This is a genomic window from Rhizobium sp. CIAT894 (assembly GCF_000172795.2).
Taxonomy (GTDB): Bacteria; Pseudomonadota; Alphaproteobacteria; order Rhizobiales; family Rhizobiaceae; genus Rhizobium.
Window position 1 is genome coordinate 3704404 of the sequence record NZ_CP020947.1, and the last position, 16468, is coordinate 3720871.

14 protein-coding genes are annotated in these 16468 nt (G+C 61.1%); 12 read left to right on the plus strand and 2 right to left on the minus strand.

Annotation, left to right across the window (positions count from 1 at the left end):
- Positions 1–170: 170 nt before the first annotated feature.
- Positions 171–1718: a sigma-54 dependent transcriptional regulator gene (locus tag RHEC894_RS18330; protein ID WP_085738338.1), complete on the minus strand. Its 1548-nt coding sequence runs from the start codon at positions 1716–1718 to the stop codon at positions 171–173.
- Between the two features lie 207 nt (positions 1719–1925).
- Here RHEC894_RS18330 and RHEC894_RS18335 point away from each other — a divergent pair, with 207 nt between their 5' ends.
- From RHEC894_RS18335 to RHEC894_RS18390, 11 genes are all read left to right on the plus strand, one after another.
- Positions 1926–3779 carry a M3 family oligoendopeptidase gene (locus RHEC894_RS18335; protein WP_085738339.1) on the plus strand — a complete coding sequence of 618 codons (1854 nt, stop codon included), beginning with the start codon at positions 1926–1928 and terminating at the stop codon, positions 3777–3779.
- 377 nt (positions 3780–4156) lie between these two features.
- Entirely contained in the window at positions 4157–5311 is a 1155-nt protein-coding gene (locus RHEC894_RS18345; RefSeq protein ID WP_085738340.1) for an aminodeoxychorismate synthase component I, read from the plus strand.
- Positions 5308–5937, plus strand: coding sequence for an aminotransferase class IV family protein (locus RHEC894_RS18350; RefSeq protein WP_085739043.1), 630 nt, complete (start codon positions 5308–5310; stop codon positions 5935–5937). The genes RHEC894_RS18345 and RHEC894_RS18350 overlap by 4 nt, the downstream gene beginning before the upstream one ends.
- 2 nt (positions 5938–5939) lie before the next feature.
- On the plus strand, positions 5940–6224 hold the full coding sequence (locus RHEC894_RS18355) for a YciI family protein (protein WP_085738341.1): 285 nt from the start codon (positions 5940–5942) through the stop codon (positions 6222–6224).
- Positions 6225–6398: 174 nt separating this feature from the next.
- Positions 6399–7850: a homospermidine synthase gene (locus tag RHEC894_RS18360; protein ID WP_085738342.1), complete on the plus strand. Its 1452-nt coding sequence runs from the start codon at positions 6399–6401 to the stop codon at positions 7848–7850.
- A 168-nt stretch (positions 7851–8018) separates the two neighbouring features.
- The gene (locus RHEC894_RS33425) at positions 8019–8393 is read left to right on the plus strand and encodes a hypothetical protein (protein WP_085738343.1); all 375 of its coding nucleotides are present in this window, start codon (positions 8019–8021) and stop codon (positions 8391–8393) included.
- 26 nt (positions 8394–8419) lie between these two features.
- Positions 8420–8740, plus strand: coding sequence for a hypothetical protein (locus RHEC894_RS18370; RefSeq protein ID WP_085738344.1), 321 nt, complete (start codon positions 8420–8422; stop codon positions 8738–8740).
- A gap of 170 nt (positions 8741–8910) precedes the next feature.
- Complete coding sequence (locus tag RHEC894_RS18375; protein WP_085738345.1) at positions 8911–10851, plus strand: bifunctional metallophosphatase/5'-nucleotidase; 1941 nt, start codon at positions 8911–8913, stop codon at positions 10849–10851.
- Between the two features lie 123 nt (positions 10852–10974).
- Positions 10975–12009, plus strand: a complete 1035-nt coding sequence (gene hemH / locus RHEC894_RS18380) for a ferrochelatase (protein ID WP_085738346.1) — start codon at positions 10975–10977, stop codon at positions 12007–12009.
- Positions 12010–12193: 184 nt separating this feature from the next.
- On the plus strand, positions 12194–13228 hold the full coding sequence (locus RHEC894_RS18385) for an SPFH domain-containing protein (RefSeq protein WP_085738347.1): 1035 nt from the start codon (positions 12194–12196) through the stop codon (positions 13226–13228).
- Positions 13229–13231: 3 nt separating this feature from the next.
- Positions 13232–13687: an NfeD family protein gene (locus RHEC894_RS18390; RefSeq protein ID WP_085738348.1), complete on the plus strand. Its 456-nt coding sequence runs from the start codon at positions 13232–13234 to the stop codon at positions 13685–13687.
- 14 nt (positions 13688–13701) lie between these two features.
- On the opposite strand, the gene RHEC894_RS18395 is transcribed toward RHEC894_RS18390, so the two are convergent.
- Complete coding sequence (locus tag RHEC894_RS18395; RefSeq protein WP_085738349.1) at positions 13702–14697, minus strand: KpsF/GutQ family sugar-phosphate isomerase; 996 nt, start codon at positions 14695–14697, stop codon at positions 13702–13704.
- Positions 14698–14840: 143 nt separating this feature from the next.
- Here RHEC894_RS18395 and RHEC894_RS18400 point away from each other — a divergent pair, with 143 nt between their 5' ends.
- Positions 14841–16379, plus strand: a complete 1539-nt coding sequence (locus RHEC894_RS18400) for an outer membrane beta-barrel protein (protein ID WP_085738350.1) — start codon at positions 14841–14843, stop codon at positions 16377–16379.
- Positions 16380–16468: the final 89 nt, after the last annotated feature.

Sequence of the window (16468 nt, forward strand, 5' to 3'; positions counted from 1 at the left end):
CCGTCAGACAGACAATGTCCCGTACTGTCTCAGATGACTGTCAAATGCGGTCACACGATGGCAAAAATGCCACACATGATCAACCTTTTCTTTACATAGTGAACGAGCCACTAACAAGTGGTTTATGATCAGTAACAAATCGTGGTTGCCTTAGTCTTAATAAAATGCGCTTAAGCCGCATCTTTCTGGGGATTGTCTGGGTCTATACCGTAGTCCTTGAGCTTGCGATAAAGTGTGGACCGGCCGATGCCAAGCTTGCGCGCCACTTGACTCATCTGTCCACGATAGAATTTGAGCGCGAATCGGATGAGTTCCTCCTCGACATCGGCAAGCTTGCGCACGTCGCCGGCCGGATTGACGCTGGCAATCGCATTTTCCGAAGATTCTGACAGGCGGTGATGGTGCACCTCTCCGGAGATCGACGCCCTGAAATCCTCACCATAATTGTCGTCGGGATCGAGTCCGGTATTGTCGGCAACGAGCGCCAGGTGATCCACGACTTCGTATTCCGGAAGCTGGGCGGCGATCTGCGGGAAATCTCCCTCGGTCAGCTCCGCTCCTTCGGCCAGAACGACCGCGCGGAAGATCGCATTTTCGAGCTGGCGGATATTGCCCGGCCAGTCATAGGCGGTCAGCAACGCCAGCGCGCCTGCATTCACCGTCATGCGCCGGCCGTTCTTCTGCTCGCTGGAGAAGCGGTCGGCAAAGACGCGCACCAGATGCGGAATGTCTTCCTTGCGTTTGCGAAGTGCGGGAATGGTGATCGGGAAGACGTTGAGGCGATAGTAGAGATCCTCGCGGAAATGGCCGTTTTTGACCTCCTCGATCAGATCCTTGTTGGTCGCCGAAATCAGCCGGACATTGACCTTGTGTGCGGTGCGCGCACCGACGGTCTCGATCTCGCCCTGCTGCACGGCGCGCAACAGCTTCACCTGCACCTCGAGCGGCAGATCGCCGATCTCGTCGAGGAAGATGGTGCCACCGTCGGCTTCCATGAATTTGCCGATATGGCGCTCGGTCGCGCCTGTGAACGCGCCCTTCTCGTGACCGAAGAGGATGCTCTCGACGAGATTATGCGGGATCGCCCCGCAATTGACCGTGACGAACGGCTTGTTCGAGCGGTCGCCACCGGACTGAATGGCGCGCGCCACCAGCTCCTTGCCGACGCCGGATTCACCTTCGAGCACGACGGGAATGTTGGACTGCGCCGCCCGCTGGGCGAGATCGATGACGCGGATCATCGCCGGGCTTGCCGAGACGATGTCATCGAAACCGACCGCGCCTGAGCGCGACCGGCGTCCGGCCCGCGCCTTCACCTCGCGCTGATCGAGCTTCATCGCGTTCGAGATCGAGGTGGCGATGCGTTCGGGCGAGACCGGCTTGACGACGAAATCGAAGGCGCCGGCGCGCATTGCCTGCACCACGGTCTCGATACCGCCCTGTCCCGTCTGCACGATAACCGGGATCTGCGTGCCGAATTCGTGAAGCGCCTCGAGGAATTCGAGGCCGGTCATCTCCGGCATCATCAGGTCGAGCACGATGACGTTGAAAAGGCCGCTGTCGCGTTTGACCATTTCAAGGCCGATCCGGCCGTTTTCCGCCTGGTGCACGACATGGCCGTGACGCTCGATTGCGTTCTTGAGCAGGCGGCGCTGCACCGGGTCGTCCTCGACCACGAGGATTTGCCCTGCTCCCTTGAGCTCATTGTAACCGGTCATTGTCGCTCCACTTCATGCGAAACCCTGGAGCGCACTCTGACAGAAAGGCTTGAACATCCAGTTTTGAGAAATAATTGCATTTTAACGATTGCGACAGGTCGTTTTCGTGCCGAAGCGACGCCTTTCATGCACGGAAAGACCCTTGATACGGGACCTTCTCACGCCTATTCAAACAGACCTGTTATAAAGTGGAGAGGAATTGTGCCCATGAAAATCAAGCTCCCGCATGCCGGCCTTCATTTGTCGCCAGCAGCGCCAGCTGGGGCCGCCGATCCGGCGCTCGGCGATCTGCCGGTCTGGAGGCTGCAGGATCTTTACCCCTCTGCCACCTCGACCGCCTTCGTCGCCGACATGGAAAAGGCCGGCAAGGCCGCGATCGCCTTCGAAGAAAAATGGAAGGGTAAACTCGCCGACGCGGCAACGAAGACCGGCGCCGATGGCATCGGCGCCGCGCTGAAGGAATATGAGGCGCTGGATGACATCATCGGCCGCCTCGGCTCCTTTGCCGGCTTGACCTATTTCTCCGACACCACCAATCCGGCGAACGGCAAGCTCTACGGCGACGTACAGGCCAAGATCACCGAATTTTCCGGCCACCTGCTGTTCTTCGCGCTCGAACTGAACCGCATCGACGACTCAGTGATCGATGCCTGCATGACCAATGATCCCGCTGCGGGACATTACCGCCCCTGGCTTATCGACCTCAGGAAAGACAAGCCTTACCAGCTCGACGACCGGCTGGAACAGCTCTTCCTCGAAAAGTCGATGACATCGGCCGCCGCCTTCAACCGCCTCTTCGATGAAACCATGGCGGAACTTCGCTATGACATCGATGGCGAGAAAGTGCCGCTCGAAGTAGCGCTGAACCGGCTGCAGGAAAAGGATCCGGAAGTCCGCCGCAAGGCGGCCATGGCGCTTGCCGAAACCTTCAAGGCCAATATCCGCACCTTCACGCTGATCACCAACACGCTTGCCAAAGACAAGGAGATCGCCGACCGCTGGCGCGGCTTCGAAGACATCGCCGACTCCCGACACCTGGCAAACCGCGTCGAGCGCGACGTCGTCGACGCGCTGGCAGCCGCCGTCCGCGAAGCCTATCCCCGCCTTTCGCACCGCTATTATAAAATGAAGGCGAAGTGGCTCGGCATGGAGCAGATGAATTTCTGGGACCGCAACGCGCCTCTTCCGGAAACCTCCAGCGCCGTCATCTCCTGGCCTGAGGCGAAGGATACGGTGCTTTCGGCCTACGGCAATTTCGCCCCCGAGATGGCTGATATTGCCAGGCGCTTCTTCGACGAGCAGTGGATCGACGCCCCGGTCCGCCCCGGCAAGGCGCCCGGCGCCTTCGCCCATCCGACGGTTCCCTCGGCCCACCCCTACGTGCTCGTCAACTACATGGGCAAGCCGCGCGACGTGATGACGCTCGCCCATGAGCTCGGCCATGGCGTGCATCAGGTTCTCGCCGGCGCGCAAGGTGCGCTGATGTGCCAGACGCCGCTGACGCTTGCCGAAACGGCATCCGTGTTCGGCGAGATGCTGACTTTCCGCGCCCTTCTGGAAAAGACCAGCGACAAGCGCGAGCGCAAGGCGATGCTCGCCCAGAAGGTCGAGGACATGATCAACACGGTCGTGCGCCAGATCGCCTTCTACGAATTCGAGCGCAAGCTGCACACCGCCCGCAAGGCAGGCGAACTCACCGCCGACGACATCGGCGAACTCTGGCTCTCCGTCCAGTCGGAAAGCCTCGGGCCGGCGATCAATATTTCCGAGGGTTACGAGACTTATTGGGCCTATATCCCCCACTTCATCCACTCGCCCTTCTATGTCTACGCCTATGCCTTCGGCGATTGCCTGGTAAATTCGCTCTATGCCGTCTACCAGAAGGCCGAGAAAGGCTTCCAGGAAAAGTATTTCGAGCTCCTGAAGGCCGGCGGCACCAAGCACCACTCGGAACTCTTGAAGCCTTTCGGCCTCGATGCCACCAATCCGTCGTTCTGGAGCCAGGGCCTGTCGATGATCGAAGGGCTGATTGATGAGTTGGAAGCGTTGGATAAGGCGTAAGGCTAGGCCAGACTTTAGAGCGCGTGCCATGGTGGGCTATTGACCCGCCAACGGCATTCTGCAACCTCCACGAGGAACCATGACGGCAGTCCCCTCTCCCTCATTCCTGTGCTCGTCACAGGAATCCAGCGCGCCCAAGTCCTTGGGCGCAGGAGACTTCTTATCTACTGGAAATGAGTCATTCACGGCGCAGAAGCGCCGTGGCTGGATTCCTGTGACATCCGTTGGGCGAAGCCCTGAGGCCACAGGAATGAGGGAGGTGGGTGTTGCTCCGGTCTCGGCCTGCCGCGAGGAAACCACGAGCTTCGCATCGCCCAGCGTTGCAGCCATCAAAACTATCGCAAGCGTCGGATAACCAAGCAAGATGCGGCGCAATCATGTCTGACCCCTACATTCTCTTCCACGACGACACATCAGGCGAGGTGATGCTTTTCGCCGAGCCGGCAGAGATCATCATCGCCAGGACACGCAGCGAATTCTTCGCCGGCCTTGCCCGTATGGAAGAGGCCAGGGCCGAGGGCAAATGGCTTGCCGGCTACATCGCCTACGAGGCCGGATATTTCTTCGAGGAAAAACTCGCTGCCTTTGCCGGGGAAGACCGCGAAACCCCGCTCCTCTGTTTTGGCGTTTTCGACGCTCCGCAGCCGGACACGAACCCACTCGCCCAGCCGAAACAGCGCCTTGAAAACGAGGAATTCCTTACCGCCCCGAAAGCGGCTTGGGATTTCCCTCTATATAAAGAACGCTTCGACCGCCTTCACAATCATCTGCGGCTCGGCGACGCCTATCAGGCCAACCTCACCATGCCGGTCGAGGCCCGCTGGAACGGCGATCCCCGCGCCGCCTTCTGGTCGCTGATCGAACGCCAGCCGGTTAAATACGGCGTGCTCGTCGATCTCGGCGGCCCGGTCATCCTGTCGCGATCGCCCGAACTCTTCTTCCGCACCGATGAAGACGGATGGATCGAGACCCATCCGATGAAAGGCACGGCAAAACGCGGCGCCACCGCCACTGAGGATGCCGAAATCATCGAGGCCATGCGCAGCGATATCAAGACGCAAGCCGAAAACCGCATGATCGTCGATCTCCTGCGCAACGATATTTCCCGCATCACCGAGGTCGGCACGCTCGACGTGCCGAAACTCTTCGACATCGAAACCTATCCGACCGTCCACCAGATGGTGAGCCATGTGCAGGCAAGGCTGCGCCCCGGCCTTTCGATCCGCGACATCTTTTCCGCCCTCTTTCCCTGCGGCTCGATCACCGGCGCGCCGAAGATAAGGGCAATGGAAATCCTCCATGCACTCGAAGATGTCCCGCGCGATGCCTATTGCGGCGCGATCGGCATGATTTCGCCGACCGGCGCCATGCGGTTTTCCGTCGCCATCCGCACCATCACGCTTTTCGAAGGCGGCAGGGCCGTCTTCAATGTCGGCGGCGGCATCGTCTTCGATTCCACCGCCGAGGCCGAATATGAGGAGTGCCTGCTCAAGGCCCGCTTCGCCGTCGGCGACCAATGGATCGCACGATGATCGATTTTTCGCTGATCGAGACGCTGCGCTGGCAGCCCGGCGAAGGCTTCATTCGCCTGCGGCTGCATCTCGCCCGGCTTTCCCGCTCCGCCCGCCGTCTTGGTTTCCCGCAGCCGATCGATGCCGTGGCAAAACTCGAAGAAGCCGTTGCAGGCGCTGCCGGCCCGCTGCGCCTTCGCCTGACCTTCGACGCGCAGGGCCGCATCGCGGTGACGAGTGCTGCCTTCATGCCCCTGGCGCCGGATACCACCTGGACCGTACGCTTCGCCGAGACCCGGCTGAATTCCGCCGACAGACTGCTGCGCGTCAAGACCACGCATCGCGCCGTCTACGAGGCCGCGCGCGCCGAATATGCGACTGCCGAGGCCGATGAAGTCATCCTCTTGAACGAGCGCGGCGACGTCTGCGAGGGCACCATCACCTCCATCTTCCTGGATGACGGGACCGGCATGCTGCGCACCCCGCCGATCTCCTGCGGCTTGCTTGCCGGCGTGCTGCGCACCGAACTCATCTGCGCACGCAAAGCCCGTGTCGGCCGCCTGACACTTGCCGATCTCGATGCCGGCAAAGTTTATATCGGCAATTCGCTGCGCGGCCTGATCCGCGCCAACCTCGTCAGGAACTAACCATGTTCATTCTCTCCCTCACCTATCTCAAATCCAATGAAGAAGCCGATCGGCACATGGAGCCGCACATGGCCTGGGTAAGGGAGGGTTATGCCAAGGGCTGGTTCCTCGCCTCCGGTCGCAAGGTGCCGCGCACCGGCGGCGCGATCCTGGCGATCGGCGACCGCGCCGCGATCGAAGCCTATGTCGCCGCCGATCCCTTCACCATCCACGGCGTCGCCCAATACGACATCACCGAACTTGCGGTGACGACGACGGCCGAAGGGCTGGAAATCCTGAAACGCTGATTTTTACGGGAGCCGGCCGGACATCCCGTCCGCCCGATATTTACCCTTTCCCGGTCAACGCTCTTTATTGTGACGCGGTTTTATGGTTAGAGCCGGTCACTTCGCAATTTCTGCGGCAATCTCACAAGAATTCTTCGGGCTGAGCGCCTTCGTCCCCTTCCACAGGAGAAAAGAATGACGGAACAGAACTATCCGGTATATGCCGAAATCACCGGTCCGATCGTGATGATCGGCTTTGGCTCCATCGGTCGCGGCACCCTGCCCCTGATCGAGCGCCATTTCAAATTCGACAAGAGCCGGATGGTCGTCATCGACCCGCGCGAAGAGCCCTCCGACATGGAGATCCTGAAGAAGCACGGCGTTCGCCACATCAAGGAATATGTCACAAAGGACAATTACAAGGAGCTGCTGAAGCCGCTGTTGACGGAAGGCGAAGGCCAGGGTTTCTGCGTCAACCTCTCGGTCGACACCTCCTCGCTCGATCTCATCAAGCTCTGCCGCAAGCATGACGTGCTCTATGTCGACACCGTCGTCGAACCCTGGCTCGGCTTCTATTTCGACAAGGGCATGAGCAATGCCGACCGCACCAACTATGCGCTGCGCGAAACCGTGCGCAAGGAAAAGGCGAAGAACCCGGGCGGCGCTACTGCCGTTTCCACCTGCGGCGCCAATCCGGGCATGGTCTCCTGGTTCGTCAAGCAGGCGCTTGTTAACCTCGCCAACGACACCGGCCTGAAGTTCGAGGAGCCGGACCAGCACGATCGCGAAGGCTGGGCCAAGCTGATGAAGAAGCTCGGCGTCAAGGGTGTCCACATCGCTGAGCGCGACACCCAGCGCACCAAACATCCGAAGCCGCTCAACGTCTTCTGGAATACCTGGTCCGTCGAAGGCTTCATCTCCGAAGGCATGCAGCCGGCCGAACTCGGCTGGGGCACGCATGAAGAATGGATGCCGAAGAACGCCAAGAAGCACAAGAAGGGCAACAAGGCGGCGATCTACCTGGAGCAACCGGGCGCCAACACCCGCGTGCGCACCTGGTGCCCGACGCCCGGCCCGCAATACGGCTTCCTCGTCACTCACAACGAATCGATCTCGATCGCCGACTACTTCACGGTCCGCGACAAGGACGGCGAAGTGACCTTCCGCCCGACCTGCCACTATGCCTATCATCCGGCCAACGACGCCGTGCTGTCGCTGCATGAGATGTTCGGCAATGGCGGCACGGCCCAGCCGGTCCATCACGTTCTCGACGAGGACGAACTGGAGGACGGCATCGACGAACTCGGCGTCCTGCTCTACGGCCACGAAAAGAACGCCTACTGGTATGGCTCGCGCCTATCGCTCGAAGAAACCCGCCGTATCGCACCCTATCAGAACGCCACCGGCCTGCAGGTCACTTCAGCCGTTCTCGCCGGCATGGTCTGGGCGCTGGAAAACCCGAAGGCCGGCATCGTCGAGGCCGACGAAATCGACTACAAGCGCTGCCTCGAAGTGCAGATGCCCTATCTCGGCCCGGTTGAAGGTCACTATACCGACTGGACCCCGCTCGACGGCCGTCCGGGCCTCTTCCCCGAAGATATCGACACCAGGGATCCCTGGCAGTTCAAGAACATTCTCGTTCGCTGAGACTGTCAGTGCAACTTTGAGATGCCCGCCGCAAGGCGGGCATTTTTGTAACGCCGGCTGTATAAATGCCGCCCGCCGTCTTCCGAGTCTTGCCATCCCGGTAGGCGCACGCCATGTTTTGCCGGAAACACAGCGGGTCCGCCGCGCCGATTCGCCGGGAGAAGCCTTATGAAAATCAGAACTGGTCTCGTTCTTGTCGGTGCAGCGGCCGCTCTTGCCGCCTGCGTTGGGTCAGGACCTCGTCCCCTGCCGGTTGCAACCGCGCCGGTCGCTACAAATTCCGTTGAAGGCGCGTGGTCAGATGCGAACGGCTTAACGTCTACCTTCACAAGCGGACAGTTCGTAACCCGCACGAACGATGGAACAAATACACAGATGGCATCGGGGACATATACGACCGGCCCCGATGGGATTATTCAGATAAATCTGTACTCGAATATCAAAAGAACTAGTTCCCTGGTTAATTGTGCTTTGATCGGATCAAATCAGCTGAATTGCACCACGGCAACAGGTTCGCAGTTCACGCTTTCCCGCCGAGGCTGAAAGATGAGGCGATAGGCTTAGCACACATGCGGGCCTTCGCCTTTTACCTCGTCCTGCTGCTCGCAATGCCGCTCGCGGCACTTGCCGTCGTTTTACCGGCCAACGTCTATCGTGCGCAGGGCATCGCCGCTCCCGATTGCGACGGGCCGCTGCAGGTGCTGATCTTCGCCGTACCCGCCACCCTGATCTATGGCGCAGGCACACTCCTTGCCTACCGGGCCGGACGGCGCTTTCACCGCCTCGTTGCCTTCCTCTGCTTGAGCGTCGCGCTCGCCACGGTTCCGAATATTGCCGAGGCCGTGCACGAACTCTACCGAAACGCCGCCGATGGCGAATGCCGGGGTTAACCCCTGGCTTTTTTGCCCCGCCCCCTTGGAAAGCGCCCGGCCTGGCCCAGCTTTCTCTTGCGGTCACCCATCGTCTGATGGAACATCCGCCCGCCGGGAAACTGCCTCGGCGGATATGGAAGGGATCGGCGAGGATCGGGGGATCTCTCGCCTCAATCAGGAGAACAGGGATGACGAAGTCTTTCAGCTTCGGTCTTTTGACCGCGTCCATGCTGGCGCTGAGCGCGGGCGCCGCCTTTGCGGATTACGAACTCGATATTCTTCATATCAACGATTTCCACTCGCGCATCGAATCGATCAACAAGTTTGACTCCACCTGCTCGGCCGAAGAAGAAGGCAAGAACGAATGCTTCGGCGGCGCTGCCCGCCTGAAGACCGCGATCGACCAGCGCCGTCAGGCGCTTTCCGGCAAGAATGTCCTCCTGCTGAATGCCGGCGACAATTTCCAGGGCTCGCTCTTCTACACGACCTACAAGGGCGCCGCCGAAGCCGAATTCCTGAACCTGATGAAGTTCGACGCCATGACCGTCGGCAACCATGAATTCGACGACAGCGAAGACGGGCTTGCGACCTTCCTCGACAAGGTGCAATTTCCCGTCGTGACGGCCAACGTCAAGGCGACAGCCGCCTCCAAGCTCGGCGACCGCATCAAGCCCTCGCTGGTGCTCAATGTCGGCGGCCAGAAAATCGGCATCGTCGGCGCCGTGACCAACGATACGGCAGAACTTTCCTCCCCCGGCCCGAACGTTACGATATCAGATGACGTCCAGGCGATTACGTCGGCCGTTCAGGATCTGAAGGGCCAGGGCGTCAACAAGATCATTGCGCTCACCCATGTCGGTTATCCCCGCGATCTCGCTTTGATCGCCAAGATTCCGGAGGTCGATGTCGTCGTCGGCGGCCACTCCCATAGCCTGCTCTCCAATACCGATCCGAAAGCTGAAGGCCCCTACCCGACGATGGTCGACAACCCCGGCGGCTACAAGGTGCCGGTCGTTCAGGCCGCCTCCTACAGCAAGTATCTCGGCGATCTCGTCGTCAATTTCGACGACAACGGCGTCGTCAAGGATGCCAAGGGCGATCCGATCCTGATCGATTCCAGCTTCACGCCCGATCCGGCTGTCGTTGCCCGCATCGCGGAACTCGCCAAACCGATCGAGGAACTGCGCAAGAAGGTCATCGGCTCCGCCGAAGCCCCGATCGATGGCGATCGCAAGGTTTGCCGCGTCAAGGAATGCTCGATGGGCAATCTGGTGGCCGATGCTATGCTCGATCGCACCAGGAACCAGGGCGTCACCATCGCCGTCCAGAACGGCGGTGGCCTGCGCGCGTCGATCGACGGCGGCGAGGTCACGCAGGGCGAGGTCATCACCGTCCTGCCTTTCCAGAACACGCTCGCAACGTTCGAGCTGACCGGTACCGATGTCGTCAAGGCGCTCGAAAACGGCGTCAGCCAGATCGACCAGGGCGCCGGCCGCTTCCCGCAGGTCGCCGGCCTGAAATTTTCCTTCGACCAGTCCAAGCCTGTCGGCAGCCGCGTGAGCGATGTCCAGGTCAAGGATGGCGACAACTTCGTTCCGATCGCTCCGGCCAAGAGCTACAAGGTCGCCACCAACAACTTCATGCGCTCAGGCGGTGATGGCTATTCGGTCTTCAAGGAGGGCCAGAACGCCTATGACTTCGGCCCGGATCTTGCCGATGTCACCGCCGCATATCTGGCCGCCCATTCGCCCTACAAGCCCTATACCGATGGCCGTGTCACCGAAATCGGCGCGACTGTAGCCCAGGCGCCCGCTGCCGAACCGGCTGCTCCTGCCCCCGCGGCACCGGCCGCACCCGCACCGGCCGCCGAACCTGCCCCTGCTGCGCCTGCCCCGGCCACGCCGGCGACACCCGCACCTGCTTCGGAGCCAGCACCGGCGCCGGCAGCTTCGGCACCTGCCGCGATGACGCCGTCCACCCACGTCATCGCAGCCGGCGACACCTTCTGGGATCTCGCCGTGACCTTCTATGGCGACGGCACGCTGTGGCGGAAGCTTTCGGATGCCAATGGCAAGCCGAACCCGCATTACCTGACGGTGGGCAAGGAGATCGAGGTTCCCGCCAAGTAAGACGATTTGTCCCGATGCCATCAGCCGGTCCGGGCTTTCCCGGGCCGGCTTTTCTTCCTATAGGGTGAACCATGATCCCAAGGCTGCGTATAAGCCGACGGAACAAAGAGCGTTGGGGCCAGAATGACAGCAGATATTTCACTCCGTCCGGCGGACCATCCGGCCGTCAAGTCAGGCAGGATCGGCGTCCTGCTGGTCAATCTCGGCACGCCCGACGGCACCGATTACATCTCGATGCGCCGTTATCTCAGGGAATTCCTGACCGATCGCCGCGTCATCGAATGGTCGCGCTGGAAGTGGTATCCGATCCTGTTCGGTATCGTGCTCAACAGACGTCCGCAGAAGGTCGGCAAGGCCTATGAGCTGATCTGGAACAAGGAGAAAAACGAAAGTTATCTCCGCACCTACACACGCAACCAGTCGGAGCGGATGACCGAGCGCCTGAAGGATCTCGCCGACGTCAAGGTCGACTGGGCAATGCGTTACGGCACGCCGTCGATCGCCTCGCGCATCGAAGCGCTGAAGCAGGAAGGCTGCGACCGCATCGTGCTTTTCCCGCTTTATCCGCAATATGCGGCGGCGACGACCGCGACGGTCAACGACAAAGCCTTCCAGAAACTGCTCACCATGCGCTGGCAGCCGGCGCTGCGCACCGTGCCCGATTATCATGATGACGAGGCCTATATCGAGGCGCTGGCAAAGTCTGTCGAGAACCATCTTTCGACACTCGACTGGAAGCCGGAAATGCTGCTTGCCTCCTTCCATGGCATTCCGATGTCCTATTTCAAAAAGGGCGATCCCTATTACTGCCAATGCCAGAAGAGCGGCCGGCTGCTGCGCGAGCGGCTGGGGCTGACCAAGGAAAACTTCATGGTCACCTTCCAGTCCCGCTTCGGGCCGGAGGAATGGCTGCAGCCCTATACCGACAAGACCGTGGAGAAGCTCGCCCAGGACGGCGTCAAGCGCATCGCCGTCATCAATCCCGGCTTCGTCTCCGACTGTCTGGAAACGCTGGAGGAGATCGCCGAACAGGCTGCCCACTCCTTCCATGAGAATGGTGGCGAGAAGTTCGCGCATATCCCCTGCCTCAACGACAGCGAGGATGGCATGACGGTGCTGGAAAAGGTCGTTCGCCGCGAGTTGCAGGGCTGGGTCTGAGAGACTCTCGAGAGAAAGCTGCGCCGGCCAAGTCGCCGGTGACGGCCGGGTGACGTAGCCGAGGCGGAACCTCCTTTGCACTTGGAGCCGGGGCGGTTGCGCCCTCATTTCTTCCTCGCAAATAACGTGCTAACTCACCACATCAGTTGGGCAGGCGCGCATGCGCCGATAGGAGGAATTCTTCATGCTGTTCGGCGGCTTCGACATCGTCGTGATCGTGCTTGTGATCTTCGTCATCCTGGTGCTTTTTGCCGGGATCAAGACCGTGCCGCAGGGCTACCGCTATACGATCGAGCGCTTCGGGCGCTATACCCGCACGTTGGAGCCCGGCCTCAACCTCATCACTCCCTTCATCGAGCGTGTCGGCGCTCGGATGAACGTGATGGAGCAGGTGCTGAACGTGCCGACCCAGGAGGTGATCACCAAGGACAATGCCTCGGTTTCTGCCGATGCCGTCGCTTTCTTTCAGGTGCTGAACGCCGCCCAGGCCGCCTATCAGGTTTCCCATCTCGAAAACGCCATCCTCAATCTCACCATGACCAACATCCGCTCGGTCATGGGTTCCATGGATCTCGATGAACTGCTCTCCAACCGCGACGCGATCAACGACCGGCTGCTGCGCGTCGTCGACGAGGCCGTCCAGCCCTGGGGCATCAAGGTCACCCGCGTCGAAATCAAGGACATCCAGCCGCCGCGCGACCTCGTCGATGCGATGGCCCGGCAGATGAAGGCGGAACGAGAAAAGCGCGCGCAGGTGCTGGAGGCCGAAGGTTCGCGAAATGCGCAGATCCTGAGAGCCGAAGGCGCCAAGCAATCCGCGATCCTCCAGGCCGAGGGCCAGCGTGAGGCCGCCTTCCGCAACGCCGAAGCCCGCGAACGCCTGGCCGAGGCCGAAGCCAAGGCGACGAAGATGGTCTCCGAAGCGATTGCCGCCGGCGACGTTCAGGCGATCAATTATTTCGTCGCCCAGAAATACACCGAGGCGCTTACCTCGATCGGTTCGGCCCCCAATTCCAAAATCGTGATGATGCCGATGGAAGCCTCTTCGATCCTGAGCTCGCTCGGCGGCATCGGCGCCATTGCCCGCGAGGTCTTCGGCGATGCCGGCAATCCGCCGGCCCCGCCCGCGCCGCCACGCCCGCGTCCCGCACCCGTGCGTTCGACGCCGCCGATCAATCCGCCGAACCCCAATCCCTTCAACCCTGATCCGGAGCGATAAGCCATGCTGGCGAAGATCGTCGCCGAACTCGGTCCGTGGAGCTGGTGGGTCGCAGGCCTGGTGCTGCTTGCCGCGGAAATGATCGTTCCCGGCTTCTTCCTGGTCTGGATCGGCCTTGCCGCCCTGATCGTCGGCGCGCTGTCGCTGCTCTTCTGGGAGAGCGCCTTCTGGGTCTGGGAGCTGCAGGCAATCCTTTTTGCCGTGCTTGCCGTTGCCTCGACCTTCGCCGGCCGGCGGCTGACGCTGCGCAATGCCACGACCGACGAACCCTTCCTCAATCAGCGCGGCGCCAGCCTCGTCGGCCGCACGGCCACGCTGCACGAGCCGATCCGCGAGGGCCGCGGCCGCATTCGTCTCGACGACACACTGTGGCAGGTGATGGGACCCGACCTTCCCGTGGGAACGCAGGTAAAGGTGGTTTCGAGCAACGGCCGCGACCTGAGAGTCGAGCCAGTCTGATCAGAGGGTTCTGATCAGGCGACGCCGATCCGCAGCAGGTCGTGGAAATGCACCAGCCCGACCGGACGGTTGTCGTCGTCGATAACGATCAGCGCACCGATGTGATGCTGGTTGAGCAGCGCGAGAGCAGCCGTCGCCAGCACCGTCTGCTTCACCGTCTTCGGCGTCTTGGTCATGATATCGTCGACGGCAAGCTCGGCGAGATTACGCGACAGATTGCGCGCCATGTCGCCTTCCGTGACGATGCCGCAGAGCCGCCCATCCGCGTCGAGCACGCCGACGCAACCGAAATGCTTACGCGACAGCACCGTGACCGCCTCCGGCATCGGTGTGCCCTTGGCAACGAGCGGCAGCCGCTCACCGGTATGCATGATATCGGCGACATGCATCAGGCTGGCGCCGAGTTTTCCACCGGGATGGAAGACGTGGAAATCGGTCGCGGTAAAGCCCCGTGCTTCGAGCAGCGCCACAGCCAGCGCATCGCCGATGGCAAGCTGCATCAGCGTCGAGGTGGTCGGCGCCAGGCCGTTTGGGCAGGCCTCCTGCTCGTTCGGCACCAGAAGGATAATATCGGCGGCTGAGGCAAGCGAAGAACGGTCGCTGCAGGTGATCGCGATCAGCGGAATGGAGAAGCGACGCGTATAGGAGATGATGCTCTTGAGTTCGGCGCTCTCGCCGCCTTTGGAAATCGCCAAAACGACGTCGTCACGCGCGATCATGCCGAGATCACCGTGATTGGCTTCAGCAGCATGCACGAAAAACGCAGGCGTTCCGGTCGACGCGAATGTCGCTGCGAGCTTCGCGCCGATATGACCGCTCTTGCCGACGCCGGTGACGATGACCCGTCCGGAGATGTCGCCGATGGTCTCGACGGCACGGGTGAACGGGCCGGCCAATCCATCGTCAAAAGCCTGTTCGAGCGCTTCAAGACCGCGTCTTTCGGTCTCTATCGTGCGCTTTGCCGATTCAAGCACGCCGTTTTCAACGAGGTTTACCGCTCTTTTGTTCATGAAAATGCGTTAGACCTTTTCACTTTCCAAGTCCACCCCGCACACTTTCCGAAATGTGAACAGCGCCCGCCATCGGCAACGAATGATTAACCACGAGGCTTTACCTTTGGGTAAGAACCGAAAGCATGTCAGGCGCGAATTGCATGGGCCAACCAAAACAGACGAGCAGTGTGACGCCGCTCCGCGCCATGAGCCGTGCCGTCTGCTTTACTGCGTTCGGCAGCCTGCTTCTCGGCCAGACGCCGGCTTTCGCGCAGTCCGCTTCGTTGCAGTCGGCGACCAGCCGCGCAGTATCCTCCGAGAACAACCGCGCTACGACCGGTGCGGCATCCGAAGCCGGTTTCGATGACGAGAGCGACGGCTTGGCCGCGCCGGCGGCAAACAGTGCGGCCACAAACGCAGACGATGCCCAGAGGCCCGCCATACCGGACGCGCAATCCGGCGACGACATTACCGGCTCCATCCTCGACGAGGACATTCGCCGGCTGAACACCCGCGAAGCGCCGATCGACGAAACGCTGCCGCGCCGCAAGGCTGCCGAAAGCGCCTCGACGGCGGAAACACCGGGCATTCCGATCGGCACCTTCGTGCTGCGCCCGAGCGTCACCCAGAGCATCAACACCGAGACCACCAAGGACGGCAATACCAGAGAGCAGCGCTCCTTCCTCGAAACCGATGCGGCGGCGACGCTGACCTCAGACTGGGGCCTACACCAGCTGACGGTAACCTCGGAAGGCGCCTGGCAGAAGAATGTCAGCGGCGAAGGCGAGGAGCAGCCTTCCTTCAAGATCAACAGCGACCTCAGGCTGGATCTTCCCGACGATACGATCGCCCACCTCACCGCCGGTTATAATTTCTATCGGGAAGATACAGACGACCCCGACGCCATTGCCAATGCCGCGCAACAGTCCGACGTGCAGGAGTTCACAGCCGGCGCCTCCGTTCAACGCGATTTCGGCATCCTGCGCGGCACGACGGCACTGGCGCTGAGCCGCTCGATCTATTCCGATGCCACGCTTTCGAATGGCACGACCGTCACCTTGAGCGACCGCGACCAGACGACGGGCACGCTGCGCGGCCGCGTCGGCTATGAGCTGTCGCCCGCGCTCATCCCTTTCATCGAAGCCACGGTCGGCCGTACTCTCTATGACGAAACGCGCGACTCCGCCGGTTACGAACGTTCGGGCCACAGCTATGGCGCCAAGGCCGGCGTCGAAGTCGATCTCGGCGAAAAGCTCAAGGGTGAGGTCGGTGTCGGCTACGCGATGGCCGATTTTGAAGACAGCCGTCTGTCTTCGATCGATACCGCGACGCTCGATGCGAGCCTGCTCTGGTCGCCGATCCGCGGCACCGACGTCAATTTCGACCTGCAGACGAGCATCCAGCCCTCAACCACGGCGGGCGAGAGTGGCTACGTCTCGCACGCCTTGACCACGACGGTCACCCACCAGCTGCGCGACAATCTGGTGGGCACGATGATCGGCGGCGTCATATGGCGCGATTATCCCACTGACAGCACCATCAACGACGAACTCGTCTACACCGCGGCGACTGGGCTGACCTGGAATATCAACCGCTATCTCGATCTGACCAGCACGCTCGGCTACGAGCTGACCACGCGCAAGGACGGCGACGACTCGCAGCAATTCCGCGCCGGCGTTGGCCTGAAGCTCAAACGCTAGAGCATGATGCCGAAAAGTGTGAGCGGTTTTCGGGCGCATCATGCTCTAACTCTTTAATTTAGAACAGGATTCAGATTTAAGGCCGACCC